Source organism: Corynebacterium sp. TAE3-ERU2, assembly GCF_019209955.1.
Taxonomy (GTDB): domain Bacteria; phylum Actinomycetota; class Actinomycetes; order Mycobacteriales; family Mycobacteriaceae; genus Corynebacterium; species Corynebacterium megadyptis.
The window spans coordinates 47,263-71,889 of sequence record NZ_JAHUTL010000007.1 but is presented as its reverse complement, the minus strand read 5'-3'; the positions used below and the strand labels follow the sequence as shown (position 1 = coordinate 71,889).

Sequence of the window (24,627 nt, the reverse complement as noted above, 5' to 3'; positions counted from 1 at the left end):
AGCGACTACTCACTAGCCGGCGCCGAGCGATGAACGCCTTAGGGGCGCTGCATCTTGCCATCCTTGTCCTTGAACGGGAAGCCCAGGTGGCGCAGCAGGGCGCGGCCTTCCTCGTTGTTGGTGGCAGTGGTGACCACGGTGATGTCCATACCGCGCGGACGATCGATCTTGTCCACGTCGATCTCGTAGAACATGGACTGCTCGGTGAGACCGAAGGTGTAGTTGCCGTGACCATCGAACTGCTGGTCGGACAGACCACGGAAGTCACGAATACGCGGCAGAGCCACGGTCAGCAGACGATCCAGGAACTCCCACATGCGGTCGCCACGCAGGGTGACGCGGGCGCCGATGGGCATGCCCTCACGCAGCTTGAAGTTCGCGATGGACTTCTTGGCGCGACGGATCTGCGGCTTCTGGCCGGTGATAGCGGTGAGGTCCTCGAGAGCACCGTTGATCATCTTGGAGTCGCGGGCGGCGTCGCCCACACCCATGTTGACCACGATCTTGGTCAGGCCGGGGATCTCCATGACGTTGGAGTGGTTGAACTCCTCAGCCAGCTTCTGCTTGATGTCCTCGCGGTAACGGGTCTTCAGACGCGGGGTGTAGTTCTCCATTGTTAGATGTCCTTCCCGTTGCGCTTGGAGATACGAACCTTCTTGCCGTTCTCGTCGAAGCGGTAGCCAACGCGGGTCGGGTTGCCATCGGAGTCGAGCACCATCACGTTGGACACGTGAATGGGGGCCTCCTGGGTGACAATTCCGCCGGACTCAGCACCAGCTTCGGGTGCGGAGTTGACGACGTGCTTCTTGATGCGGTTGACGCCCTCGACGAGGACCTTGTTCCGCTTCGGGAAAGCCTGAATGACCTTGCCCTTAGCGCCCTTATCCGGACCAGAGATCACGATGACGTTATCGCCCTTATGGATCTTCATAGTCTTAGATCACCTCCGGAGCGAGAGAAACAATCTTCATGAACTTCTTGTCGCGCAGCTCACGAGCAACGGGGCCGAAGATGCGGGTACCGCGGGGCTCGTTGTCGTTCTTGATGATCACTGCAGCGTTCTCATCGAACTTGATGTACGAGCCGTCCGGGCGACGGGTCTCCTTCTTGGCGCGAACGATGACAGCCTTGACGATCTCGCCAGACTTCACGTTGCCATTCGGAGCAGCTTCCTTGACGGTGGCGACAATGACGTCGCCGATTCCTGCGAAGCGTCGGGTGGAACCGCCGAGCACACGGATGCAGAGAATCTCTCGTGCACCAGAGTTGTCGGCGACCTTCAGACGCGATTCTTGTTGAATCACAGTGGGTCTCTCCTGACCTGGATATAACGCGTGTCAGATTTCCGTCCTGTACACGCACGGTCTATGTCTTTCTGCGTACAACCACTACTACCCGCCCTGATGAGCGGGGAACGACCATCCGGCTCGGAACGCACCGAATGTATGCCGTCGCGTGACGGTTGCAACCCGAATATTCAACCACATGCCCACCGTGTGCACCAAATTTTTCTTGTCACACGCAGATGCTTGTCGACGCCTACTCGCAGCCACCCCACCCGCACCCGCGGGGCTTACACCGCAGGGCGGGTTAAGCGCGGCGAGCCCGCTGATGCTGCGGCTCGGGATCCACCAGGTAGCCGCGCAGACTGCGGGCCAGCTCCTCCTGCCAGGTCGATAGCCCCTCGAGGGCGTTATCGGCGAGCGTGGAGGTGACGGCAACATGGCGCACCATGCCGTAGCTCACCAGCGCCAATACCCGCGGGTCACGGGCAGAGATGCACGGCACATCGGAGGCGGCGCCGCGCCCACCAATGCCGAGGCGAACCTCATCGGCGGTTTGGATGCGTTGGATGATCTTCTCCAGCAGGGCGACGATGCGCAGCTGGCCACTGCCGAGGCGCTCAATAGTGAAGGTATAGGCGTGGGAGTAGTCCGCACGCAGCACCGCCTCCAGCAGCTCACTGGCGGAGGCCTGCTCAGCGGAGGCCACGAGCGCGGCGATGAGATCCTCCACGGTCTCCGGGGCCGGATTGAGTGCGGAGACCACACTCAACAGCTCCTCAGTGAGCAGTGTGGTGGTCAGATCCGACAGGGCTTTATAGCGGGCGTAGAGAGTGGGCCGAGAAATGCCGGCCCGGCGCGCCACACCAGACATTGTGGTGCGTTCGAGGCCCTCCTCGAGCACACTCTGGCGCGCAGCATCCAAGATTGCAGCGTCAATATCGCCAGTCCCTGTCGGCATAAAACGTCGCCTTTCTTCTCTACGCACTCACGGGGACACGTCACAACGCGTCACCAGAAACTGTAAGGCTAGCCGTGCTGCGCTGGACAGATTGTTGAACATGCAGCATTTTTCCTGCGTATAGCCCTTCAGCATGGAACTCCCGCTCCAGAAAACAACAATAGCGCAGATTAGAGCGACCTATTCTCAATGGGGACCACAAAACTTTTCACCACTATTCAGGGTGATGCATATTATAAACTGCGAAGGGGTGTACATTAGAGCCCCGATTCGTATTACAGGGGCCTGAGTTGTGTAACCCCATCGAGGCGTTCACACCCCTTCCGAGATGCGCACAGTGGCCCCAGGGTGGCGTCGATAAGGGTGCCCCGCCCACGCGCTCAGGAGGGGGTTCCATTCTTAACGAAAATACTTACACTGAAGAGGTATGAGTACCTCACCGAATACCTTGAATGGCAAGACTGCACTCGTTAGTGGCGGCACCCTCGGCATTGGGGCGGGAATCGCCCGCGCCCTCGCCGCCCAAGGCGCCCACGTGATCGTCACCGGCCTGACCGAGGAGGAGTGCGCCGCATCCGAGTTTGAGGCACATGTCCTCGATGTGCGCGACGCCGCGGCCTGCACCCAGCTCCTCGAGAGCTTCGACAGCCTGGACATCCTGGCCAGCAATGCCGGCATCTATCCGCAATCCTCGATTGCGGAGATGAGCGATGAGGACATTGACCTCATCTTCGACGTCAACGTCAAGGGCACCATCCACATGGTGCAGGCCGCTACCCCGCTGCTCGCGGCCTCCGGTGCGGGGCGCGTGGTAATTACCTCCTCGATCACGGGTAACTACACCGGCTATCCGCTGTGGTCCCACTATGGCGCCACCAAGGCCGCCCAGATGGGCTTTGTGCGTAGCGCCGCCATCGAGCTGGCGCCGCAGTCCATCACCGTCAACGCCGTGCTTCCCGGCAATATTCTCACCCCGGGCCTGAAGGAGATGGGCGAGAAGTACATCGCGGACATGGAAGCCACCGTGCCGCTGGGATTCCTCGGCACCCCCGAGGACATCGGCCACACCGTCGCCTTCCTCGCCAGCGATGCCGCCCGCTATATCACCGGCCAGGGCATTGTGGTCGATGGCGGCCAGATCCTGCCTGAATCGCCCGATTTCTAAAAACACCAGCACCGCCCCGCTGCCGAATATCCAGCGGGGCGGTGCTGTGTGTTGAGGGGCTGTGGGAGCCGCGGTTTAGCGGCTCAAGGTGAGCAGCTGCATGCCCCAGCCGGCCGGCTGAACCGCATCGACTCGCCACCCCGCGTCTGTGGCCACGGCCGTGATCTCCTCTTGGGTGGGAACGCAGCCTCCGCTCTCGCAGAGCCGCTGCAAATCGTTTTCGCATGCTTCCGCATGGATTCTGTGCGTGACCATGAGCTCCTCCACGATCCAACACGTGGAGATTCCTGCCGCCGCGATGCGCTCCAGCAGCTCCCCGACCTGCTCGATCGGGCCCTGCGCGCAGGGAGTAATGACCATCGCGCTATCCCCCTGCCATGTCGCAGCACGGGTGATGCCTGCCTGCTCGGGCTCGCCCTGCGCGGCCTGAGCGCGCTGGCCCAGCTCGCGCTCATCGCCGACAACGACCGTGACGGCCACGCCCGTGCGGCTCGCGATCTCAGCGGCATAGACCTCTGCATCGGGACCGCCGATACTGAGCGTGCGCTGCGGAGAGATGGCGGCCGCCACGGCGGGCGCCGTCCACGGCGCGGTGGAGCTATCCAGCGGATGGCGCTGGGCACCGGCGGCTGCGGGAGATGCACCGCGAGACTGTCCGCCGCGCAGCGCCTCCCCCAGTCCCATAACTTCAGGCTTAAAGTCCGTGGCGAGGAGATAGCCCATGGTCTCGTAGTCCAGTACCTCGGCGAGGTCGGGACTGAGAGCAAAGCGCCCATCCTGCTCGATAACGAGGCCAGTCGTGGACAGATAGCGGAGCAAGCGCTGTGCCGCATGCGCATCAAGTTTGCAGCCGGACTCAGTGATCTGCGCTGGGGTAGCGCCATCTGTGAATTCCCACAGCCGCGCCACCACACCCGAGCGGAGGGCGGCCTGCGCTGCAAAGATGGGGAGAATATTGCTCATTCCTCTGAGCTTTTCTCGTATGGCCATGAGCGTGTTGAGCGGCGCGCCATCCTCGGCCACGGTGGATGTGTGCTCCCGCCAGTAGCCGACAATCTCGGTGTTCTCTCGCCCCACGCCGAGCTCCTTCGCGAGGCCGCGAATCTGCTTCAGGGCACCGGCTTCCCCTGCCGCCCATACAAAGCCTTCGCCTTCAGGCAGGCTATCGCGCAGGCTAAGAGCCAGATCCGCGAAGGACTCCCCTTCCGCGACCACGGCCCAGTGGATGTCTGCATCGGCATCGCTCGGAAGCGTCATAATGTCCGAGCGTTCGGCAACCTCAATCGCCGCAATCACGCGATGCCCCTGCGGTAGCTCTTCGAGGCACCGGGAGATAGCCGGCAGCGCGGTGTGATCGCCGCAGAGCAGAAGCCAGTCCGCGTGTGTCGGCAGCGCAGCACTTCTCTTTGGGCCCACCACATATACCTTGTCGCCGATAGTCGCCTTGGCACTAAATGCCTCAGCGAGACCATCGTGGTGGCGGGCGAAATCGATATCAACGGTGCCCGCCTCTTTATCGAATCGGCGCACGGTATATGTGCGGAAGAGGTTCTTTACTTCTTCCGTCCAATCGAGGGCTCCATTACCCAGCGGCGGCGGATAGGGACGATCGCCGGTGACAGGGTGGGGAAAGACCAATCGGACGTCATCATCAAAACCCGTACTGATGAACTCCGGATTATCTACGCCATACCCGGCAAAGGCCTGGAGCTGCTCACCAGCGAGAGTGATGCGCCGGAGATTGGGCGTAATATCACGAACCTGCACCACCTCGAGGTCGCGCAGGGTAATGGGAAATATATCTTGTTGTCTATGTGTCCGAGCCATACAATGCCTTTCTCACTTATATATAGATAGCTGTGGATATTTCTGCGAAAAACCCCGCCGATTACCTACCGCAGCTATCTGGGCACGAGAAATACTGAACTGTCTCACCATGCTATCGACATTTGTCGACCCTGAACAGACCCCTTTTCCACATTTAGGAGCCACTCTTAGACTTCGAAGAGGAAATCCCGCAAGAGTTTTAAGCATGCAGAAATAGACGCCCATTAATTTCCCCTGACACGGCATAGGATCTATGAACATTGCGGCACACTCGGCCATGACAGTCCGCCCGAGCAGCGAACGCCGACCGCAATGACGGCGAGGGCGAGAGCGCCCTGCCATAAGCGATGTACCCGCCCCCCCCTCAGTGCCCCATCACCCCTCAGCGGAAACTCTTATACATTGCAAAGCCTAGCCTTAACTTACTAAGGTGTTGCTACGCTAATATTTTCGCTTAGTGTGGCTCTACCTAAGGATTATTTTTATGCGATTGCGACGACTCGCGGGACTCGGTTCCCTGGGGCTTCTGCTCCTCGCCAGTGTGGTGGCGAGCCTGTTTTTCGGTGCCCGCACGATCCCCTTCGCCGCCGTTAGTGATTCCCTCCAGGCATGGCTCGGAGGAAGGGGCGTTCCTTCAGGAGTGGATCCCATCGATGCTCAAGTTATTCGTGAACTACGGGCTCCCCGCACCCTCTTAGGTATAGCCGTAGGCCTCGCGCTCGGCGCCGCTGGCGCCATCATCCAAGGGCTTACCCGCAATCCGCTCGCCGACCCCGGAATTCTTGGTATCTCACCAGGAGCGTCTCTCGCCGTGGTGCTCAGCTTCGCGGCGCTAGGGCCTCAGTCCATCTACGCAACCGCTGGATGGGCTTTTGTGGGTGCCGGACTGGCCACGCTCGCTATTTTTACGGTGGCGGCGCTCGGCGGTGGGCGCCTCAATCCCCTCACACTCATCTTGGGTGGCGCCGCGTTATCCGCAGTGCTGAACTCCATCACCGGTTCCATGGTGCTTTTCAGCGACGCTCAACTTAATGTGCTGCGGCTCTGGACAGTAGGGTCCATCGCTGGACGGAGCATGGATTTTGTGACCACCGCGGCACCCATTCTGGTGCTTCTGGCCTTTGCCGCCAGCGCTATCGGCCCCACCCTCAACCTGCTGAACTTGGGCGATGACGCCGCTCGAGCACTCGGAGCTAATCCGGAGCGGTCCCGCGCTATCGGCATGGTACTCATCGCCCTGCTTGCCGGCGTGGCCACATCGGTTGCCGGACCTATAGGTTTCGCGGCCCTCATCGTTCCACACATTGCACGAACCATCACGGGCCCCGACTACCGCTGGATTATCCCCTATTCCGCGCTCTGTGGTGCCGTTTTGCTCCTCAGCGCGGATGTAGTCGGGCGAGTAATCGCCCGGCCGGGAGAACTGGAAGTCGGTATCGTTCTCGCTTTTGTCGGCGCGCCCTTCTTCATCGCCATCATGGCTACAAAGAAGGTGTCACGACTATGACAAGCATCAGTATCTGGCCGATGCGCGTTCGATGGCGGCCGTGGGTGTTCCTCATGTCGCTCGTACTCACGGTGGTTACCGTCCTTCTCGTGGCTATCTCCATCGGAGAAGGGGATTATTCCCTGTCACCGTGGCGCGTCCTTCAGCTTCTCAGCGGCGCCCCTGGCCGAGAGATTGAGCAGGCTGTGGTGTTTGGCTGGCGCCTACCCCGAGCCCTCACAGGAGTAGCAGCGGGAGCTGCCCTTGGTATCGCTGGCGCGATCTTCCAGAACGTCACGCGCAATCCCCTAGCTAGTCCCGATATCCTAGGAATCACTTCGGGCGCATCTGCCGCCGCTGTCACTGTCATCACCCTGGGATCCAGTAGTTCGAATGCCCTGGTTATGTGGCTCGCTGAGGCAGGTATTCCCCTGGCTGCGTTGTGTGGCGCTGTGATCACTGCTCTCGCAATGTGGATGTTGGCATGGAAGCGCGGCATCGATACCTACCGCTTGGTGCTCTATGGCATTGTGATCTCCGCCCTGCTCCACGCCTATATTCGTCTCCTCTTGGTGCGGGCACATATTCGCGATGCTGCCACGGCACAGCTATGGCTGTCGGGATCCATCGCTAACGCCAGCTGGCAACGCAGCCTCCCTCTCTTCGTGCTCATCATCGTTATTGTCCCTGCACTGGCATGGGCGACATTCACCTTGTCGGCCTTAGCCTTGGGTGACACCACGGCTATGGCTCTCGGCCTACGTTTAGGTCCCGCTCACGCCGGCCTTCTCGGTCTTGCGGTAGCACTGACCGCTGTGGCGGTATCTGCTGCCGGCCCGATTGGCTTTATCGCCTTCGTCGCACCGCAAGTGGCCTTAAGACTGAGTAGACGACCCACCCCGCCGCTCTACGCCTCGGCGGCTACCGGCTCCGCGTTACTTCTTCTCGCAGACATCATCACCCGCTTGTTGCCCAGGGAACTGCCGGTGGGACTGGTGACCTCCACGATTGGCGGCATCTTCCTCATCTATATCCTCATCCACCAAAGCCGAAAGGTTGGCCTATGACTCGCCTTATCGCGCGCGCCCTTCATGCATCCTATGGACGCACCGACGTGCTCAAGGGCGTCGATCTCAGCATCGGCTCCGGCATAACCACCATCATCGGCCCTAATGGCTGCGGCAAATCGACACTGTTGAAAGCACTCTCGCGCCTCATCCCCTCCACCGGCGCGATCGAGCTCGACGGCAAAGACCTGCGGACGCTGCCGCGCAAAACCCTCGCCCGCACCATTGCTGTGTTACCGCAATCTCCTATTGCCCCGGAAGGCGTGGTCGTCTCCGATTTGGTGGCGCGCGGGCGCCATCCGCACCAGTCATGGATACGCCAATGGTCCGATGATGATGCCGAGCATGTGGATAAAGCTCTCACGCTCACGCACTGCGTAGAGCTGGCTGATCGTCGCTTGGATTCGCTATCGGGTGGGCAACGGCAGCGCGTATGGATTTCCATGGTGCTCGCCCAAGAAACATCCATGATTTTCCTCGACGAACCAACCACCTACCTCGATCTCACCCATTCGATCGACGTTCTCAACTTGGTGGCTCGCCTGCGCGATGCGGGCACAACCATCGTGATGGTGCTGCATGATCTCAACCTCGCGGCTCGTTACTCAGACCATCTCATCGTGGTGAACGACGGAGAGATACGGGCTGCCGGCCCACCGGGGGAGATCGTGACCCCCGCAATGGTGAAAGATGTCTTCAATCTCGATGCGCTCGTGATTGATGATCCCGCCACCGGCAGTCCCCTCGTTGTTCCCGACGCACCGCGCTGGTGAACAGACCCCTCCCCTCAACCAAGTCCTTGGAAAGGACCGCACTATGAAGAAGACCCTTATGGGAGGCCTCGCAGCCCTCCTCGCTATCAGCACCCTCAGCGCATGCGCAGGGGAGACCATTGACGCCCCCTCGAGCTCCTCGGAAAGCTCCGACGCTGTCGCCGATGCCTCGGCGTTCCCCGTCACCATCGAGCACAAGTTTGGAGAAAGCACCGTCAATGAGGCCCCCCAGCGGGTGGTGTCGGTGGGCTATACCGACCAAGATGCGCTCCTCGCATTCGGTATCACCCCTGTTCTGATTCGCGAATGGCAGGGCATGGCTCCGGAAGGAGAAATTGCTGGCGAGTGGGCCTCCGACCGCGCCGATGGCGAGACCGAGATGCTCACCGCCGACGACATCAATGTGGAAAAGGTGGCAGAGGCAAAACCTGACCTGATCGTCGCCACCTACTCAGGCATTGACCAAGAGATGTACGACAAGCTCTCGGTCATCGCTCCAGTGATCGCTCAGAAGGGGGAGTACCCCGACTACCAGCAGCCGTGGCAGGTCACCACTCAAGAGATCGGGCAGGCGGTCGGAAAGGGCGCCGAAGCCGAGGAGATGGTGCAAAAACTCGAGAAGCGTTTCAGCGATGCTGCACGTCCGGAATGGAAGGACAAGAAGGTGATTGTGGCAACCTGGGACGGCAAAGATCTCAGTGCCTTCTCCTCTCAGGATCCTCGTAGCCGATTCTTTGAAGAGCTCGGGTTCGTTGTTCCTTCCTCTGTCGATGATGCAGCCGGAGATTCCTTCTACGCCTCCATTTCTCCGGAAAACGTAGACATCCTCAACGATGCCGATGTCATCATCTGGGACCAGCTCTCCTACGCCCCGAATGGCAAGGAAACCGTCACCGAGGATTCCCTCTTCGACAATATTGACGCGGTGAAAAATGGCCACAGTGTGTACCTCGAAGACGAGCTTGAAAAAGCCTTCGGCTGGCAGACTGTGCTCAGCCTGAACTATGCCCTCGAGAACATTCAGGAGCCCCTGGCCGAGGCCACCCCTAAGTAGTTCTCCGCAATACTCACCACCGCCCCGCAGGCACAGCTGCTGCGGGGCTGTTTCTATAGCTATGGCAGCGCGGCGGATAGCAGATGAGAGCCCCTAGCCCCGCGCAATCACCACAAAAAGCAACTCGGCCCGGATCACAGCATCGGAGAGATCGACATTGCACGTCTCGCTGATATGTGCGAGCCGGCTGCGCACGGTGTGGCGATGCGCCCCCAGCGCCGCCGCGGTGTCTCCGATATGCCCGCCGAGTCGTAGGTACAGCTCGAGGGTGCGGGCATATTCCGTGCCGTCGCGCTCATCGGCGGCGCTGAGCACATCGAAGGTTTCCGCGCCGCGGGCCTGCAAGGCGCTGAGCACTTCGGGCCGATGCAGCCAGGAGGCTTTTACATTGAAGGGGCCCACATGCGCGCCGGTGGCTGTCGCCCGGGCGCGGCGCATCAACTCTGCCACATGCTCGCGGCTGAGTTCATTCCACCGGATAGCCGCCCCCATGGCGATCGCTACCTCGCGCGCCTCTGGGCCAAAGTGTTCCACAATGTCGTGATCATCGCGGGAGCCGCGAAAGAGGAAGAGCTGCATGTCCGTCTCCAGCGGCAGGCTAAAGAGCGCTCGGGAATGGGCCTGTAGCCGTGAGTCGAGGGTGGTACGCGCCGCAGTTAGGGCTGCGGGATCATCCGCACGCACCACCACGGCGCGAACCCGGCCCTGGGAATCCACGGCATGGCGCATGGCATGCGCCACCGAGGAGCCCTCTTGGTCGATGCCGAGCAGCAGCGCTAGCGCCAGCGAGTTCATCTCCGAGCGGGCGGCCCGCAGGAAGGTGGGACGCTGCAATAAGATATCCGCCAGACCGCCGCAGTGCTGGAGCACACTGCGCTCCCGGGTGTGGAAGCTGCTGCGCCGCACCACCATCATTAGGTTCACGCGATCTCCCTGTTCAGAGAGCCGCTGGGTAAGGTGCACCAGTTCTCCGGTCCGCCCAGCCCGCGAGTGGCGGTGGCCGGCCGCAATATCGGCCACCACAAGCTCCCCTGCGTCGATGCCATCGAAGGGCACATTCACCAGCACTCGGGCGTCATTATCCGCAATCGCGATGGCCGCCTGCAGCGAGGCCGAGGCGCTGCCGAGTAGCCGGTGCACATCACCGCTGACGGCATCCTTATTGAGCTGCTGCTGCACGCGCTGCTGCCAGCGCTCCCCTTGGGCGGCCCGGCGCGCCTGCTCCTTGTGCACCGCATGGATCACCGAGATAAAAGGGATGTGCGGGGGAACCTCAAAGACGGGGATACGGTGCCGCTCCGCTGCGTCGAGAAGCGGCTGCGGCACTGTCTCAAAGGCATAGCCAGTGCCAAAGCCGATGGCCACCGCCCCGGCGTGGACGAGGGTATCCACATAGTCGCCCAGCGCTTCTGGGGTATCCGTGAAGGACATTCCGAGGGTGAGAATGATGGAGTTGGCGATGATGAAATCAGCGGGTTTCTTCAGCTCATTGGTTTGAATATCTAAAAATTGGGTGCTCCACCCGTTGTGTGGGGTGAGTTCGAGGCTCTGCCGTTGCAGCAGCCAGTCAGTAGTCAACGGGGAGGTTGCGGTGCCGGCCAGCGCCGGTTCTGCCGCACGCACAGGATTCGCCATGGCGTCCAATCTATATAAATTTTTTGGACTAGATGGCGATATTTCTTTGGTGGGCGCGGGGTGCATACTCAAGGCTATCGGCGTGAGCGCGATATAGGTCACAGTCAATAGTGGGTTCGCGCCCCACGCATCACGCTTTTATCGTCCCCCACCACGCTCAAAGGAGTTGCCCATGCACGATTTCACCTATCGCCTCCCCCAGGAACGCGCCGTGCGTACCAGCTTGCCGGGGCCGCGTTCTGCTGCCTTGAGTGAGCGTCGCGAAGCTGCGGTGGCCCGCGCGTTGTCCCCAGGACTTCCCGGCTTCGTCGTGGACGCTGATGGCGGTGTGCTTGTCGACGCCGACGGCAATTCTTTTATCGACTTTGCCTCTGGCATCGCCGTCACCTCGGTGGGCGCCTCCAATACGAAGGTGGCGGAGGCGGTGGCCGAGTCGGCCACCCACTTCACCCACACCAGCTTCATGGTCTCGCCCTATGAGTCCTATGTGGCCGTGTGCGAGAAGCTGGCCGAGCTCACCCCAGGCGAGCACCAGAAGAAGTCGGTGCTGCTCAATTCCGGCGCCGAGGCTGTGGAAAACGCGGTGAAGATCGCCCGCGCCCACACCCGGAAGAACGCCGTGGTTGTCTTCGACCACGGCTACCATGGCCGCACCAATCTCACCATGGCGATGACCGCCAAGAACAAGCCCTATAAAACGGGATTCGGCCCCTTCGCCTCCGAGGTGTATCGCGCCCCGATGTCCTATCCGCTGCGCGATGGCCTCGATGCGGCTGCCGCCGCGGCCCGCGCCACCACCATGATGGAGCAGGAGATCGGCACCGAGAACCTCGCTTGCGTAGTGATCGAGCCGATCCAGGGCGAAGGAGGCTTCATCGAGCCGGCTCGCGGCTTCTTGCCCGCCCTACAGGCGTGGTGCCGGGAGAACAATGTGGTCTTCGTGGCCGATGAGATCCAAGCCGGCTTCTGCCGCACGGGCCACTGGTTCGCCTGCGAGGAAGAGCAGGTGGTGCCGGATCTCGTGGCCATGGCCAAGGCCATGGCCGGCGGTTTGCCGCTTTCGGCTGTGACCGGTCGCGCCGAGATGATGGACGCGCCCGTGGTCGGCGGGCTTGGCGGCACCTATGGCGGTAACCCCATCGCCTGCGACGCCGCGCTGGCCGCCATCGGCGAGATGGAGGAGCACGACCTAGCGGGGCGCGCCCGGGAGATGGAACGCATCATCCGCGAGGTCCTGGAGCCCCTCACCGAGCTCGACACCGTAGCTGAGGTCCGCGGCCGCGGCGCGATGATCGCCATCGAGCTGGCTACCAGTGACGGCGAGCCCCTTGGCGCGCTCACCAGTGAGGTGGCTGCCGCCTGCAAGGAACAGGGCATTCTCATTCTCTCCTGCGGCATCGACGGCAATGTCATTCGCCTGCTGCCCTCCCTCGTGATCAGCGAGGCGCTGCTCCGCGAGGGCTTGGAGATTCTCGCCGCCGAAATTCGCGCCCGTTCCTAGCCCCTTTATTGCCCCCACTAGCCCAGGGCGCGTATCAGCGCCCCATATACACCGCACCAGAGGCCCCACGCGGGCACCTAGTGCGGTTTCTCTTAGGCCCATATACCTTTTCGATCTTCTTAAGGAGTGATCTATGAGCACACAGACTCGCACCACCGCGGAGAGAGAGCACCGCATCACCCCGCTGCAAGGAGTGGCGCTGATTTTCGGCACCAATATCGGCGCCGGTATCCTCTCTCTGCCTTATGCCGGCAAAAATGGTGGGTTCTTAGCGCTCGTGATCGCGCTGCTCATCGCCGGCACTCTCACCACCATTTCCATGCTCTATGTGGCCGAGGTGTCGCTGCGCACCCAGGAGCCGCTGCAGCTCTCCGGCCTCGCCGAGAAATACCTCGGCAATCTCGGCCGCTGGCTGGTGTTTAGCGCCATCCTCATCAACGGCATCGGCGCGCTCATCGCCTACGCCGCCGGCTCGGGCCGGCTCCTGCACAATCTCCTCGACATCTCCCCCACCCTCGGCACGCTGCTATTTTTCCTCCTCGGCTCGGTGGTGATGTGGAAGGGGCTGCACGCCACCGGCATCGCCGAGGGCGCGATCACCACCGGCATGGCCGCCATCATCGCCATCCTCTGCGGCTGGACCTTCTTTGGCCCTGGCATTGATCTCAACAATCTGTGGATCCTGCGCCCCTACTACATTGTGCCGATCATGAACCTGGCGGTATTTACCTTCCTCGCCCAGTACGTGGTGCCCGAGCTGGCGCGCGGACTCGCCGAGGACAACCCCTCCGCCATTCCGCACGCCATTGTTGCCGGCATGTGCATCACCGGTTTCACCCTGACGCTCGTGCCCTTCGCCGCACTCGGGCTGCTCGGCGGCGATGTCACCGAGGTGGTCACCCTCGCCTGGGGCGAGAAGCTTGGCGACGTCGCCTACCTGCTGGCCAATGTCTTTGCCCTGCTAGCCATGCTGACCTCCTTTTTGGCCATCGGCTTCACCACAATGCGCAATGTGTTAAATATCGCGCACTGGCCGGAATATGGCTGGCAGCGCGTCGCCGCCGTCGGCATCACCGTGCTCCCGCCACTACTTATCTCTCTGGCGGGCTTCGGCGGCTTCGTCAGTGCGCTCAGCTATGCCGGGGGCTTCGCCGGGGCAATCATGTCGATCGTGCCGGTGCTCTTACTCAATATCGCCCGCACCCACGGCGATAAGCCCGCCGCATGGCAGACCACCTGGCAGGCGCATCCACTGATCCAAGGCACCATCGTTGTGGTCTATATGGCCGCCTTCCTTTTCAGTATCGCGCTGCTGCTGCACCTCGTTCCGGAGGCCTGGCAATAGGTCACATCACCTACACGCCCTCCCCCGGCCCATGCGCTAGGGGGACGGGGAGGGCGGCGTCGATAAGCGAGCGAGCCCCTTTAGTAGGGATCGAGGTCGAGGACATCATCGACGGTGACCATCTCATCGCTCGGCAGGCCCCGCTTCAGCCCCTCGCTGCGGAAGAAAGCGGGATTGCGCCACCATGTCAGCGCCATGACCAGCACGCCCAGCACCAAAATGGTGATTCCGAGCACGAACACCAGGCCCATGCCGAAGATCTCCGATCCCGAGCCATAGGCGGGATCCATGGCGTCGTGGGAGGTCTGGAAGAAGAAAATGAGCAGCAACGCCCCGCCGATGAGGGGCGCCAAAAACTGGGTAAGCGCCGTGGACCAGCTCTGCAAGGACTGGCGGCGGAAGTACCACACGCAGGCGAAGGCCGTCACCCCGTAGTAGAAGCAGACCATCATGCCCAGCGCCGTGATGGTATCCCACAGCACGGCCTCGCTGATGACGCGCATGATCGCATAGAAACCAAAGGAGACCACCGCGGCCACGATCGTGGCGAAACCCGGGGACTGGTACTTGGGCGTCACCTGCGCGAAACGCTGCGGCAGCGCCCCATAGAACCCCATGGCCAGCATCGTGCGGGCGGGGCCAATGAAGGTAGATTGCAGCGAGGCCGCCGAGGACCCGAGCACTGCGATAGACATGAGGATCGCCACCGGCCCCATCACCGGACCAGCCAATTCGGCAAAAATATTCTCCTGAATCGTCTCATTGCCCAAACCGAACTCGCCGCTACCCGGACCGGAATAGCGCAGCGTGGAAATCGCGATGATTTGGTAGAGCACGACGATCACCAGGATGGTGGCGGTGGCTGCCTTGCCCGGGGTGGAATTGGAGCCTTGGGTCTCCTCACTCATGGTGAGCACCACATCCCAGCCCCAGTAGATAAACACCGACAGCGCAATACCGGCGGCGAAGGCCGAGAAGGAGCTCACCCCGAAGGGATTGAGCCACTCCCAACTGAAGGGGGTGCTATCGAAAGCGCTGCCTGTTTCTGCCTTGTATAGCGCCATCCCAGAAAAGAGCAGCAACACCCCGATCTGCACGGCCACCAGCACATACTGGATGGTCTTGGTGGTATCGAGACCGCGATAGGAGATGGCAGAAGCGATAACGATAAACACCAAGCAGGTGAGAATATTGACCAGCACATTATCTTTTAGCGCCGCCAGCTCGGGGCGGAGAAATACCTGCGAGAGCAACAGGTAGAAGAAGTCCACCGCAATACCCGCGAGGTTGGACAGCACCAAGATGGTGGCGGCCAATAATCCCCAGCCACCCAGCCAGCCGATGACTGGACCGAAGGCGCGGGTGGCCCAGGTGAACGTGGTTCCCGAGTCCGGCATCGATTCATTGAGCTGGCGATAGCCGATGGCCACCAAAAGCATGGGCACAAAGCCCACCAAGAGCACGGCCGGCATGTGTTCGCCGACCTCGCTGGCAGTGGGCCCCAACGCTCCCGAGAGGGTGTACGCCGGGGCGATACAGGAGATACCAATCACCGCAGCACCGATGATGCCGACGGTGCCGGAGCTCAGCCCCTTGGATACGGACAGAGAGGGAGTCTCGCTCATGATGTCCTCCCCTCCTCCACCGCAAAGCGCACGCGATGGCCGCGAGGCACAATGATCATCGGCACCGTCAGGTGCTTGAGGATGCGCATGGTGATGGAGCCGGCGAACACGGAGCGGGATTGCTCCACCCGCGAGGAGCCCACACACAGCAGATCCCCCTCGCGCCACTCCACGGTGTCCACAGCGTTGGTGATCTCGCTGCTCTTGCCCATCTCGATCGCCACCGGCACCGCGCGGGTGGCGATGCCGAGGGTCACCCGTGCATCATCGAGCACTCGTTGGGCGTTCTCCTGAGCGAAGGACTCTCGGGCTTCATCGTGATTGACCCCCAGCAGCGCCAAAAGCCGCAGCGGCACCTCTGCCCGGCGCGCCGTGAGCAGCCCTGTTTCGACGAGGCTGCCCGAGCCGGGGCGGGTGCCCACCGCGCAGGTAATGCGGCTGAGCGGGTGGCGGCGATAGCCTCGCGGCGCCAAGGCCACCGGCACCGGCGAGCCAAAGAGCAAGTCCGTGGCCACGGTTCCCAGCTTGTGCCGCTTCAGCGGGCTGGAGGACGCCCCACCCACGCACAGCAGATCCGCCTCGAGTTCCTCGGCGGCACGGCTGAGACCTGCGGCGGTCGTGGCCCCCGAATAGATACGGGCGCAGGTGCGCACGTCCTCGGGCACGAGGGAGAGCGCTTCTTTGAGCCAGCGGAACCCTTGGTTGAGCAGAATGTCGTGGGCATCGCCGGTGGGCGGGTATTCGTGGCTAAACACATCGTGGCGGCGCAATACGAGCACGATGGTGAGCTCGGCATCGAGGGACTGGGCCACATCGATGCCCAAGTTCAACGCGTCGAGCCCTTGCGGGGTGGCTTCATAGCCGACTACACATCGCATGATCACTCCTCGAGCAAATCGTGGAGCGTGGCCGCAACCTTATGCCCCATGCGGATCGCGCCATCGACGTGCTGGTAGCCCGCGCCGGCAATATCCGAGCAGGCGAAGTACATGCGCCCGACTGGTTCCTCGTTGTACTTCCCCCAGCGGAAGAGCCCGCCCATATCGTAGGAGCAGGCATAGGCGCCGCGGGTCCATTCCTCAGCGCCCCAATCGGAGAGGTAGAAGGACTCGGGCTCGCGGGCCTCCTCGCCGAGCATCACGGCCATGGCGTCGAGAATGGTGCGCTTGCGCTCCTCCTCGGGCAGCGCGAACATCTCCTCCGCGCGGGTATCGATGATAAAGCCCACGAGGGTGCCGCGGGCATCGCCGTGATTGGTGTTGTCGTAGATCTCCTGCACCAGGTGCTCCGAGGAAAAACAGGTGCCCGAGAGGCCCTTGTCGCGCCAGAAGGGAGTGGCGTAGGTGGCGTGCACCTTAATCACCAGACCCATGGACTGGTGCTGGTGCATGATGTGCTGGGTGCGGGGCATCTCCGGCACATAGGAGATGCGATTGTAGAGATTCGGCGGGATCGCAAGAATGGCATAGGCGGCCTCCACCACGGTGTCGTTATCGCCATAGACCACCACGCCCTCATCACTGCGCTCGATGGTGCGCACCGGGGTGCCGAGCAGGATATTCTCCGAGCCAATCCGCTCGGCGAGGGTGAGAGACACCTTCTGCATACCGCCCACCACGCGGGCGTCGAGGATGAAGTCCTCATCCACCAAATTGCTGAACGAGCCCGCCGAGGCGGCCATGTGCAGCGCCTGCAGCGCGGAGAAGGTGTGGGCCGGTTTGGTGAGCATGCCGCCGGCAATGAAGAGACCGATGTTCTTGCGCGCCTCCTCATCATCGGACTGCTGCTCCAGCCAGTGCTGGAAGGTCACATTGTCCCACTCCTCGGCGCGCGGATGCTCCCAGGGCCGGGCCGGATCCATGTCGGAGACGTGCTCATCCATGAGCGCGATAAGGCGGAGGATCTCGCGCTGCGTGGATTCGGCGCACGGGAAGAGATCGCCCGTATAGCGCTTCACCTCGCCATCGGGGCCGAGGTAGATGTTCTCGCCCTCGCGGTAGCGTTGAAACGTCTCCAAGCCGAGTTCATCGAGGGTGGCGAGCAGCTCGGTTTGATCCGGCGACACCCACTGGCCGCCGATCTCGAACCAGCCGCCATCCATGACATCAGAGCGGGTGCGCCCACCCACTCGGTCGCGGGCCTCGAGAACGGCCACGCTGTGGCCGGCCTGGGTGAGACGATGTGCAGCGGACAAGCCGGCAGGACCGGCGCCAATGATCGCAACATCGACAGTGCGGTGCTCAGACATGATGAAACTCCTTCGATAACGCAGGGGGACGGGATAGCGCCCCTAATAAGGAGGGCCGTGGATACAGCCCGTGGATACGGCGTCGTACGCCGCGGCGATGAGCCACTAGTGGGCGCTCATGACGTGCTTGATACGGGTGTATTCCTCCAAGCCGTAGAGGGAGAGGTCCTTGCCATAGCCGGAGTCCTTGAAGCCGCCATGGGGCATCTCTGCCACCAGCGGGATATGGCAGTTGATCCAGACACATCCGAAGTCCAGCTCGCGGCTGGCGCGATCCGAGACCCGCACATCGCTCGTCCAGACGCTGGAGGCCAGACCATAGGAGACGTCATTGGCCAAGGTGAGCGCCTCATCGATATCGGCGAAGGGCTGCACCGTGAGAATCGGGCCGAAGCTCTCCTCCTGGATGGCGCGATCCGATTGCCGCAGCCCCGTAATCACGGTGGGGGCCAGGTAGAACCCCGTGCTGCCCACGCGCTCCCCGCCGGTGGCGATGTGGGCGTGCTCGGGAAGGTCGTTGAGCACACCCAGTACTTTCTCGAAATGGCGGGGATTGTTGAGCGCGCCATAGAAGGCCTCGGTGTCCTCCGGTGCGCCCGGCCGCAACTTCTCGGCCTGTTCCACCAGCAAGGACGTGAATTCTTCCTCCACGCTCGCCTCCACCAGCACCCGGGTGGCGGCAGTACAATCCTGGCCGCCGTTGAAGAACCCAGCCTGCGCGATACCTTCGGCAGCAGCGGCGAGATCGGCATCAGCACAGACGATCACGGGGGCCTTGCCACCGAGCTCGAGGTGCGAGCGCTTGAGGTTCTCCCCGGCGCTGCGCCCCACGGCGCGTCCGGCCGGAACCGAGCCGGTGATCGCACACATCCGCACCGTCGGGTGCGCCACCAACGCCGCACCGGTGGAGGCATCGCCGAGAACGATATTGACGACACCATCCGGCAGAATATCTGCCAAGAGCTTGGCCAAAGCCAGAGTGGAGGAGGGCGTCGTATCGCTCGGCTTGAATACCACCGTATTGCCGGCGGCGATGGCGGGAATGATCTTCCACAGTCCCATCATCAGCGGGTAGTTCCACGGCGCTACCTGGGCCACCACGCCCAGCGGCTCGCGGCGGATCGAGGAGGTGTGTCCCTCCATGTACTCGCTTTGCGCGACCCCCGACAGCGTCCGAGCGGCGCCGGCGAAAAAGCGGACCTGGTCGGCGCCCACCTGGCACTCCTCGGCCTCGATCATGTGAATGAGCTGGCCGGTTTCGCGGGATTGCACCTCGGCCAGGTGGCGAGAGTTCTCTTCGATAGCGTCGGCGATCTGCAGCAGGTAGCGTTGCCGCTCGCTGGGAGTGGTGCGGCTCCACTGGCTAAAGGCCGCCTCGGCCGCGGCCACCGCAGCATCGATATCCTGCTGGCCCGAGATCGGCGACTGCCCAAGCACCTCCTCGGTCACGGGACTGATGAGGTCGAAAGCCTCGGAGGTCTCCGCTGGCACGAAACGATTATTGATAAAGTTCTCAAGCATTGCGCCTCCTAGCACGTTAGGCCCACCACGCTGCGGGCTGTGCTGTTCAGTATGGGGAGGCGGTCCACCACACTCACATCGCCCACGTGGCAATAATCACTTTTCAGATTCACCACGAGGGAGAGTGCATTTCACGGTTAGGGTACGCTAATCGCGCGCGGGCTTGAGGTGGTGTGGCATGCGGGGAGCCGGAGGAGAAGAGTTCTGGTGCCGGGAGGGCGGCGTCGATAAGCGCATAAGAAAACCGGCCACCACCTCGAAAGGCGGAGCCGGTATCTCTTATGCTGCTATAGGTTTAGCGAGCCTTCTCGACGATCTCGACGAGACGGTAGTGCTTGTCCTTGGACAGCGGGCGGCACTCTTCGATGCGGACGCGGTCGCCGATGCCGGCGATCTCGTTCTCATCGTGTGCCTTCACCTTGGAGTTGGTGCGGATGGTCTTGCCGTAGAGGGCGTGCTGCTTGCGGTCCTCGAGCTCCACCACGATGGTCTTCTGCATCTTGTCAGAAACCACGTAGCCGAGACGGACCTTCTGAGCGCCCTTTTCCTTCTTGTTCACGTTTGCCTCACTCATTGTTAAGCCTCAGCTCCCGGAACCACGGACAGGCCCAGCTCACGCTCGCGGATAACCGTGTAAATGCGGGCGATGTCGCGCTTGACCGTGCGCAGGCGGCGGTTGTTGGTCAGCTGACCGGTAGCCAACTGGAAGCGCAGGTTGAACAGCTCTTCCTTGGCCTCGTTCAGCTTGGTGGTCAGTTCTTCTGCGGAAAGCTCACGCAATTCGTGTGCAGGGGTACCGGTAGCCATTAGAACTGGTCCTCCTTCCTAACGATGCGGAACTTCATGGGCAGTTTTTGACCAGCGCGACGCAGTGCCTCCAGGGCAACTGCCTCGTTCGGGTAGCTCATCTCGAAGAGGATGCGACCCGGCTTGACGTTGGCGACCCACTTCTCCACGGGGCCCTTACCGGAACCCATACGCACGCCGAGCGGCTTCTGGGTCAGGGGGCGATCCGGGAAGATGTTGATCCACACCTTGCCACCACGCTTGACGTGGCGGTTGATGGCAATACGTGCGGCCTCAATCTGACGGTTGGTGACGTAGGCCGGCTCGAGAGCCTGGATTCCGTAGTCACCGAAGGTTACGCGAGTGCCGCCCTTGGCCATACCGCGACGGTGCGGGCGGTGCTGGCGACGGTACTTCACGCGCTTGGGAATAAGCATGAGGTTTAGCCCTCCTTCTTCTCTGCGCGCTGACGGCGCTGGCCACCGCGGCGCGGACGCTCGCGACGGTCGCCGCGGCCACGACGGGCCTGCGGTGCGTTGAGCTCGGACTCGCGCTTGCCACCGACGACGTCACCCTTGTAGATCCACACCTTCACGCCGATGCGGCCGAAGGTGGTGTGGGCCTCGTAGGTGCCGTAGTCGATCTCGGCGCGCAGGGTGTGCAGCGGAACGCGACCCTCGTGGTAGCGCTCGGTGCGGGACATCTCGGCACCGCCGAGACGACCGGCGCACTGCACCTTGATGCCCTTGACGTGCGGCTGGCGCATCGCGGATTGGATGGCCTTGCGCATAGCACGACGGAAAGCAACGCGGTTAGCGAGCTGCTCGGCGATGGACTGAGCCACCAGCTGAGCGTTAGCGTCGATGTTCTTGACCTCGAGGATGTTGAGGGCGACCTGCTTGCCGGTCAGCTTCTCCAGCTGGCCGCGAATGCGGTCGGCCTCGGAACCACGACGGCCGATCACGATGCCCGGGCGGGCGGTGTGAATGTCGACGCGGACGCGATCGCGGGTGCGCTCGATGACAACATCGGCGATACCAGCGCGGTCAAGACCCTTGGAGAGGAACTCGCGGATCTTGATGTCCTCAGCGAGGTAGTCTGCATAGTTCTTGTCGGCGTACCAGTGGGACTTCCAGTCAGAAGTGATACCCAGCCGGAGGCCGTGGGGATGGATTTTCTGGCCCATGCTTAGGCACCTTCCTTCTGGCTCTCGACAACCACAGTGATGTGGCTGGTGCGCTTGCGAACTTGGAAAGCACGACCCTGGGCGCGCGGACGGATCCGGCGCATGGTCGGGCCTTCGTCTGCCCATGCCTGGGAGATAACCAGGGTCTTCGGGTCCAGACCAAAGTTGTTTTCTGCGTTAGCCGCAGCGGAAGCAACGACCTTCGCGACCGGATCGGAAGCGCCCTGGGGGGCGTACTTCAGGATCGCGAGTGCTTCGGACACGGACTTGCCGCGGACCAGGTCCACGACACGACGTGCCTTCATCGGGGAGACCCGGACGAAGCGCGCGGTAGCGCGGGCGGTAGTGATTTGGTCACTCATCGCTTACCTACGTCCCTTCTTGTCATCCTTGACGTGACCCTTGAAGGTCTTGGTCGGTGCGAACTCGCCTAGCTTGTGGCCCACCATGGAATCATCCACGAACACCGGCACGTGCTTGCGACCGTCATGGACGGCGAAAGTGTGACCGATGAAATCGGGAAGAATGGTGGAACGACGAGACCAGGTCTTGATTACCTTCTTGGTACCGTTTTCGTTCTGAACATCCACCTTGTTGAGGAGGTGCTCATCGACGAACGGGCCCTTCTTGAGGCTACGTGGCATCTAAATTCCCTCCTCTTAACGCTTCTTGTTGGAACGACGACGGCGAACGATCATGTCGTTGCTGTAACGGTTCGGCTTGCGGGTACGAACTTCCTTCTTACCCCAAGGCGACACAGGGTGGCGACCACCAGAGGTGCGGCCTTCACCACCACCGTGCGGGTGGTCAACCGGGTTCATCACGACACCGCGGACGGTAGGACGTACGCCCTTCCAGCGCATACGGCCAGCCTTGCCCCAGCGGATGTTGATCTGATCCTGGTTTCCGACCTCGCCGATGGTGGCGCGGCAGCGCACATCCACGCGGCGGATCTCGGAGGAGGGCATACGCAGCACGGCGTACTTTCCTTCCTTACCGAGCAGCTGGATCGAGGCACCAGCGGAACGAGCCAGCTTGGCACCAGCGCCCGGCTTCAGTTCCACGCAGTGAATGGTGGTACCGGTCGGGATGTTGCGCAGCGGCAGGTTGTTGCCGGGCTTGATATCAGCATGGGGGCCGGATTCAACGATCGCGTGCTGCTTCAGGTTCTTCGGCGCCACGATGTAGCGCTTCTCGCCATCGGCGTAGTGAAGCAGAGCGATGTTGGCGGTACGGTTCGGGTCGTACTCGATGTGAGCGACCTTGGCCGGAATACCGTCCTTGTCGTTACGGCGGAAATCAATCACGCGGTAACGACGCTTGTGTCCGCCGCCCTTGTGGCGAACGGTGATGTGACCGTGTACGTTACGGCCACCGGTCTTGCTCAGCGGGCGCAGCAGAGACTTCTCCGGGGTGGAACGAGTGATTTCCTCGAACTGGGAGACAGAGCTCTGACGGCGACCCGGCGTAGTCGGCTTGTACTTACGAATAGCCATACTTTCTCAGTCCTTAATGTCTCGACTCGCGGGTTACGCGGCCGAACCGCCGAAGATGTCGATTGCGTCGCTGCCTTCGCGCAGAGTCACGTAGGCGCGCTTGGTTGCCTTGCGCTGGCCGTAGCCGCCGGTGCGGGTGCGCTTGCGCTTACCCTCACGGTTGGCGGTGTTGACGCGAGCCACCTTGACACCGAAGATCTCCTCGATGGCGTGACCGATAGCGCGCTTGTTGGCGCGGGGGTCCACCAGGAAGGTGTAGGTGTTCTGCTCCATCAACTCATACGACTTCTCGGAGACAACCGGAGCGATGATGATGTCGCGGGGATTGGCGATCTTAGCCATTACTTCTCCTCCTTCTCGACGCGCTGTGCGCGGGTCACGAAGGCGTTCAGTGCCTCAACCGAGAACACGACGTCGTCGGAGTACAACACATCGTAGGTGTTGAGCTGATCGGCGACGAGGGTACGAACGTGCGGCAGGTTGTTGACGGACTTACGCGCGGTGATGTCCTCGCGAGTCACGACAACCAGAATCTGACGACGGTCGGTGAGACGCTCGAGGAAGCCCTTGGCCTTCTTGGTGGAAGGCACCTGGCCCGGCACGAGCTCGGAGACCACGTGGATGCGGTCGTGACGAGCGCGGTCCGAGAGAGCGCCACGCAGAGCGGCGGCGATCATCTTCTTCGGGGTGCGCTGAGCGTAGTTACGCGGCTTGGGGCCGTGGACAATGCCGCCACCGGTCCAGTGCGGAGCACGGATGGAACCCTGGCGAGCACGGCCGGTGCCCTTCTGGCGCCACGGCTTCTTACCACCGCCGCGGACTTCGCCGCGGGTCTTGGTGGAGTGAGTGCCCTGACGCTTGGCGGAGAGCTGTGCATTCACAACCTGGTGCATCAGCGCAATGCTGGCGTCCTGGTCGAAAATGGATGCGGGCAGCTCAACCTGGCCGTCGGTGCCACCGTCAGCGGTGTGGACGTCAAGCTTGAGATTGGTCATGCGTGTGCACCGCCCTTCACTGCGGTCTTAACGGTTACGATTCCACCGCGTACACCAGGGATAGCACCCTTGATGAGCAACAGGTTGGAATCGGCGTCGATCTTCTGAACCTTCAGGTTCTGGGTGGTGACGCGGTTGTTACCCATGCGTCCAGCCATACGCTTGCCCTTGAAAACGCGACCCGGGGTAGCGCAGGCACCGATGCCACCGACGCGGCGGTGAGCGGCCTGGTTACCGTGGGCTGCGCCCTGGCCAGCAAAGCCGTGACGCTTCATACCGCCGGCGAAGCCGTGGCCCTTGGAGGTGCCGGTGACATCCACGAAGTCAATGCCTTCGAAGATCTCCACGGTCACGTCCTGGCCGACCTCATATCCGCTCACATCGTCGAGACGAATCTCGGTGAGGTGGCGGCGAGGGGTAACGCCAGCTTTCTTGAAGTGACCAGCGCCAGGCTTGTTCACCTTGCGAGGGTCGATGTCGCCATAGGCGATCTGGATGGCGTTGTAGCCATCGGTTTCAACGGTTCGGATCTGGGTAACCACGCAGGGCCCAGCCTCGACGACGGTCACCGGCACAACGCGGTTCTCCTCGTCGAAGACCTGGGTCATGCCGAGCTTGGTACCCAGAATGCCCTTGATCTCTTGTTCACTCATTATCTATTCTCCGTGCCAAA

Annotated in this window: 27 protein-coding genes; 7 read left to right on the top strand and 20 right to left on the bottom strand. The window is 61.9% G+C overall.

What is annotated here, in order from left to right; translation table 11 throughout:
• Positions 1–38: 38 nt before the first annotated feature.
• The 4 genes from rplE to KRX12_RS10245 all read right to left on the bottom strand — a co-directional run bounded on the left by rplE (position 39) and on the right by KRX12_RS10245 (position 2,244).
• Positions 39–614, bottom strand: a complete 576-nt coding sequence (gene rplE / locus KRX12_RS10260; protein ID WP_151528944.1) for a 50S ribosomal protein L5 — start codon at positions 612–614, stop codon at positions 39–41.
• A 2-nt stretch (positions 615–616) separates the two neighbouring features.
• A complete protein-coding gene (rplX, locus tag KRX12_RS10255) occupies positions 617–931 on the bottom strand; it encodes a 50S ribosomal protein L24 (protein WP_151528945.1) in 315 nt (104 codons plus the stop codon).
• Positions 932–935: 4 nt separating this feature from the next.
• The gene (gene rplN, locus KRX12_RS10250; RefSeq protein WP_151528946.1) at positions 936–1,304 is read right to left on the bottom strand and encodes a 50S ribosomal protein L14; all 369 of its coding nucleotides are present in this window, start codon (positions 1,302–1,304) and stop codon (positions 936–938) included.
• Positions 1,305–1,590: 286 nt separating this feature from the next.
• Positions 1,591–2,244: a TetR/AcrR family transcriptional regulator gene (locus tag KRX12_RS10245; protein ID WP_218364510.1), complete on the bottom strand. Its 654-nt coding sequence runs from the start codon at positions 2,242–2,244 to the stop codon at positions 1,591–1,593.
• A 427-nt stretch (positions 2,245–2,671) separates the two neighbouring features.
• On the opposite strand from KRX12_RS10245, the gene fabG reads away from it, so the two are divergent.
• Positions 2,672–3,409, top strand: coding sequence for a 3-oxoacyl-ACP reductase FabG (gene fabG / locus KRX12_RS10240; RefSeq protein WP_218364512.1), 738 nt, complete (start codon positions 2,672–2,674; stop codon positions 3,407–3,409).
• 75 nt (positions 3,410–3,484) lie between these two features.
• On the opposite strand, the gene KRX12_RS10235 is transcribed toward fabG, so the two are convergent.
• On the bottom strand, positions 3,485–5,236 hold the full coding sequence (locus KRX12_RS10235) for a siderophore-interacting protein (RefSeq protein ID WP_218366564.1): 1,752 nt from the start codon (positions 5,234–5,236) through the stop codon (positions 3,485–3,487).
• Positions 5,237–5,714: 478 nt separating this feature from the next.
• Between KRX12_RS10235 and KRX12_RS10230 the strand changes: the two genes are divergently transcribed.
• Genes KRX12_RS10230 through KRX12_RS10215 form a run of 4 tightly spaced genes read left to right on the top strand, consistent with a single transcriptional unit; the run spans position 5,715 to position 9,616 of the window.
• Entirely contained in the window at positions 5,715–6,743 is a 1,029-nt protein-coding gene (locus KRX12_RS10230; protein WP_218366625.1) for an iron ABC transporter permease, read from the top strand.
• Complete coding sequence (locus KRX12_RS10225; protein WP_218364518.1) at positions 6,740–7,789, top strand: iron chelate uptake ABC transporter family permease subunit; 1,050 nt, start codon at positions 6,740–6,742, stop codon at positions 7,787–7,789. The genes KRX12_RS10230 and KRX12_RS10225 overlap by 4 nt, the downstream gene beginning before the upstream one ends.
• A complete protein-coding gene (locus KRX12_RS10220; protein WP_218366563.1) occupies positions 7,786–8,562 on the top strand; it encodes an ABC transporter ATP-binding protein in 777 nt (258 codons plus the stop codon). Before KRX12_RS10225 ends, KRX12_RS10220 begins: the two co-directional genes overlap by 4 nt.
• A 43-nt stretch (positions 8,563–8,605) precedes the next feature.
• Positions 8,606–9,616 (top strand): iron-siderophore ABC transporter substrate-binding protein, encoded by a 1,011-nt coding sequence (locus KRX12_RS10215; protein ID WP_218366562.1) that lies wholly within the window; start codon positions 8,606–8,608, stop codon positions 9,614–9,616.
• 93 nt (positions 9,617–9,709) lie between these two features.
• Here the strand turns inward: KRX12_RS10215 and KRX12_RS10210 are convergent, their stop codons facing one another.
• Positions 9,710–11,251, bottom strand: a complete 1,542-nt coding sequence (locus tag KRX12_RS10210) for a PucR family transcriptional regulator (protein WP_218366561.1) — start codon at positions 11,249–11,251, stop codon at positions 9,710–9,712.
• 172 nt (positions 11,252–11,423) lie between these two features.
• Between KRX12_RS10210 and gabT the strand changes: the two genes are divergently transcribed.
• Positions 11,424–12,752, top strand: a complete 1,329-nt coding sequence (gene gabT, locus KRX12_RS10205) for a 4-aminobutyrate--2-oxoglutarate transaminase (protein ID WP_218366560.1) — start codon at positions 11,424–11,426, stop codon at positions 12,750–12,752.
• 133 nt (positions 12,753–12,885) lie between these two features.
• A complete protein-coding gene (locus KRX12_RS10200; RefSeq protein WP_218364528.1) occupies positions 12,886–14,097 on the top strand; it encodes an amino acid permease in 1,212 nt (403 codons plus the stop codon).
• An 80-nt stretch (positions 14,098–14,177) separates the two neighbouring features.
• Here KRX12_RS10200 and KRX12_RS10195 read toward each other — a convergent pair whose 3' ends face one another.
• The 14 genes from KRX12_RS10195 to rplC form a co-directional block, all read right to left on the bottom strand.
• A complete protein-coding gene (locus KRX12_RS10195; protein WP_218366559.1) occupies positions 14,178–15,722 on the bottom strand; it encodes an APC family permease in 1,545 nt (514 codons plus the stop codon).
• Positions 15,719–16,600: a universal stress protein gene (locus tag KRX12_RS10190; RefSeq protein WP_218366558.1), complete on the bottom strand. Its 882-nt coding sequence runs from the start codon at positions 16,598–16,600 to the stop codon at positions 15,719–15,721. Before KRX12_RS10190 ends, KRX12_RS10195 begins: the two co-directional genes overlap by 4 nt.
• Positions 16,601–16,602: 2 nt before the next feature.
• The gene (locus tag KRX12_RS10185; RefSeq protein WP_218364534.1) at positions 16,603–17,970 is read right to left on the bottom strand and encodes an NAD(P)/FAD-dependent oxidoreductase; all 1,368 of its coding nucleotides are present in this window, start codon (positions 17,968–17,970) and stop codon (positions 16,603–16,605) included.
• A gap of 105 nt (positions 17,971–18,075) precedes the next feature.
• Complete coding sequence (locus KRX12_RS10180; RefSeq protein ID WP_218366557.1) at positions 18,076–19,491, bottom strand: aminobutyraldehyde dehydrogenase; 1,416 nt, start codon at positions 19,489–19,491, stop codon at positions 18,076–18,078.
• Positions 19,492–19,786: 295 nt separating this feature from the next.
• A complete protein-coding gene (rpsQ, locus tag KRX12_RS10175; protein WP_218364538.1) occupies positions 19,787–20,065 on the bottom strand; it encodes a 30S ribosomal protein S17 in 279 nt (92 codons plus the stop codon).
• A gap of 2 nt (positions 20,066–20,067) precedes the next feature.
• On the bottom strand, positions 20,068–20,298 hold the full coding sequence (gene rpmC, locus KRX12_RS10170) for a 50S ribosomal protein L29 (RefSeq protein ID WP_018018666.1): 231 nt from the start codon (positions 20,296–20,298) through the stop codon (positions 20,068–20,070).
• Positions 20,298–20,714: a 50S ribosomal protein L16 gene (rplP, locus tag KRX12_RS10165; RefSeq protein WP_018018665.1), complete on the bottom strand. Its 417-nt coding sequence runs from the start codon at positions 20,712–20,714 to the stop codon at positions 20,298–20,300. Before rplP ends, rpmC begins: the two co-directional genes overlap by 1 nt.
• 5 nt (positions 20,715–20,719) lie before the next feature.
• Complete coding sequence (gene rpsC / locus KRX12_RS10160) at positions 20,720–21,463, bottom strand: 30S ribosomal protein S3 (RefSeq protein ID WP_018018664.1); 744 nt, start codon at positions 21,461–21,463, stop codon at positions 20,720–20,722.
• A 2-nt stretch (positions 21,464–21,465) separates the two neighbouring features.
• The gene (rplV, locus tag KRX12_RS10155) at positions 21,466–21,825 is read right to left on the bottom strand and encodes a 50S ribosomal protein L22 (RefSeq protein WP_151528959.1); all 360 of its coding nucleotides are present in this window, start codon (positions 21,823–21,825) and stop codon (positions 21,466–21,468) included.
• Positions 21,826–21,828: 3 nt separating this feature from the next.
• Positions 21,829–22,107, bottom strand: coding sequence for a 30S ribosomal protein S19 (rpsS, locus tag KRX12_RS10150; protein WP_018018662.1), 279 nt, complete (start codon positions 22,105–22,107; stop codon positions 21,829–21,831).
• A gap of 15 nt (positions 22,108–22,122) precedes the next feature.
• Positions 22,123–22,959 carry a 50S ribosomal protein L2 gene (gene rplB, locus KRX12_RS10145; protein ID WP_218364540.1) on the bottom strand — a complete coding sequence of 279 codons (837 nt, stop codon included), beginning with the start codon at positions 22,957–22,959 and terminating at the stop codon, positions 22,123–22,125.
• A gap of 33 nt (positions 22,960–22,992) precedes the next feature.
• On the bottom strand, positions 22,993–23,301 hold the full coding sequence (gene rplW, locus KRX12_RS10140) for a 50S ribosomal protein L23 (RefSeq protein WP_151528960.1): 309 nt from the start codon (positions 23,299–23,301) through the stop codon (positions 22,993–22,995).
• Positions 23,301–23,954: a 50S ribosomal protein L4 gene (gene rplD, locus KRX12_RS10135; protein WP_151528961.1), complete on the bottom strand. Its 654-nt coding sequence runs from the start codon at positions 23,952–23,954 to the stop codon at positions 23,301–23,303. Before rplD ends, rplW begins: the two co-directional genes overlap by 1 nt.
• A complete protein-coding gene (rplC, locus tag KRX12_RS10130; RefSeq protein ID WP_151528962.1) occupies positions 23,951–24,607 on the bottom strand; it encodes a 50S ribosomal protein L3 in 657 nt (218 codons plus the stop codon). Before rplC ends, rplD begins: the two co-directional genes overlap by 4 nt.
• Positions 24,608–24,627 lie beyond the last annotated feature (20 nt).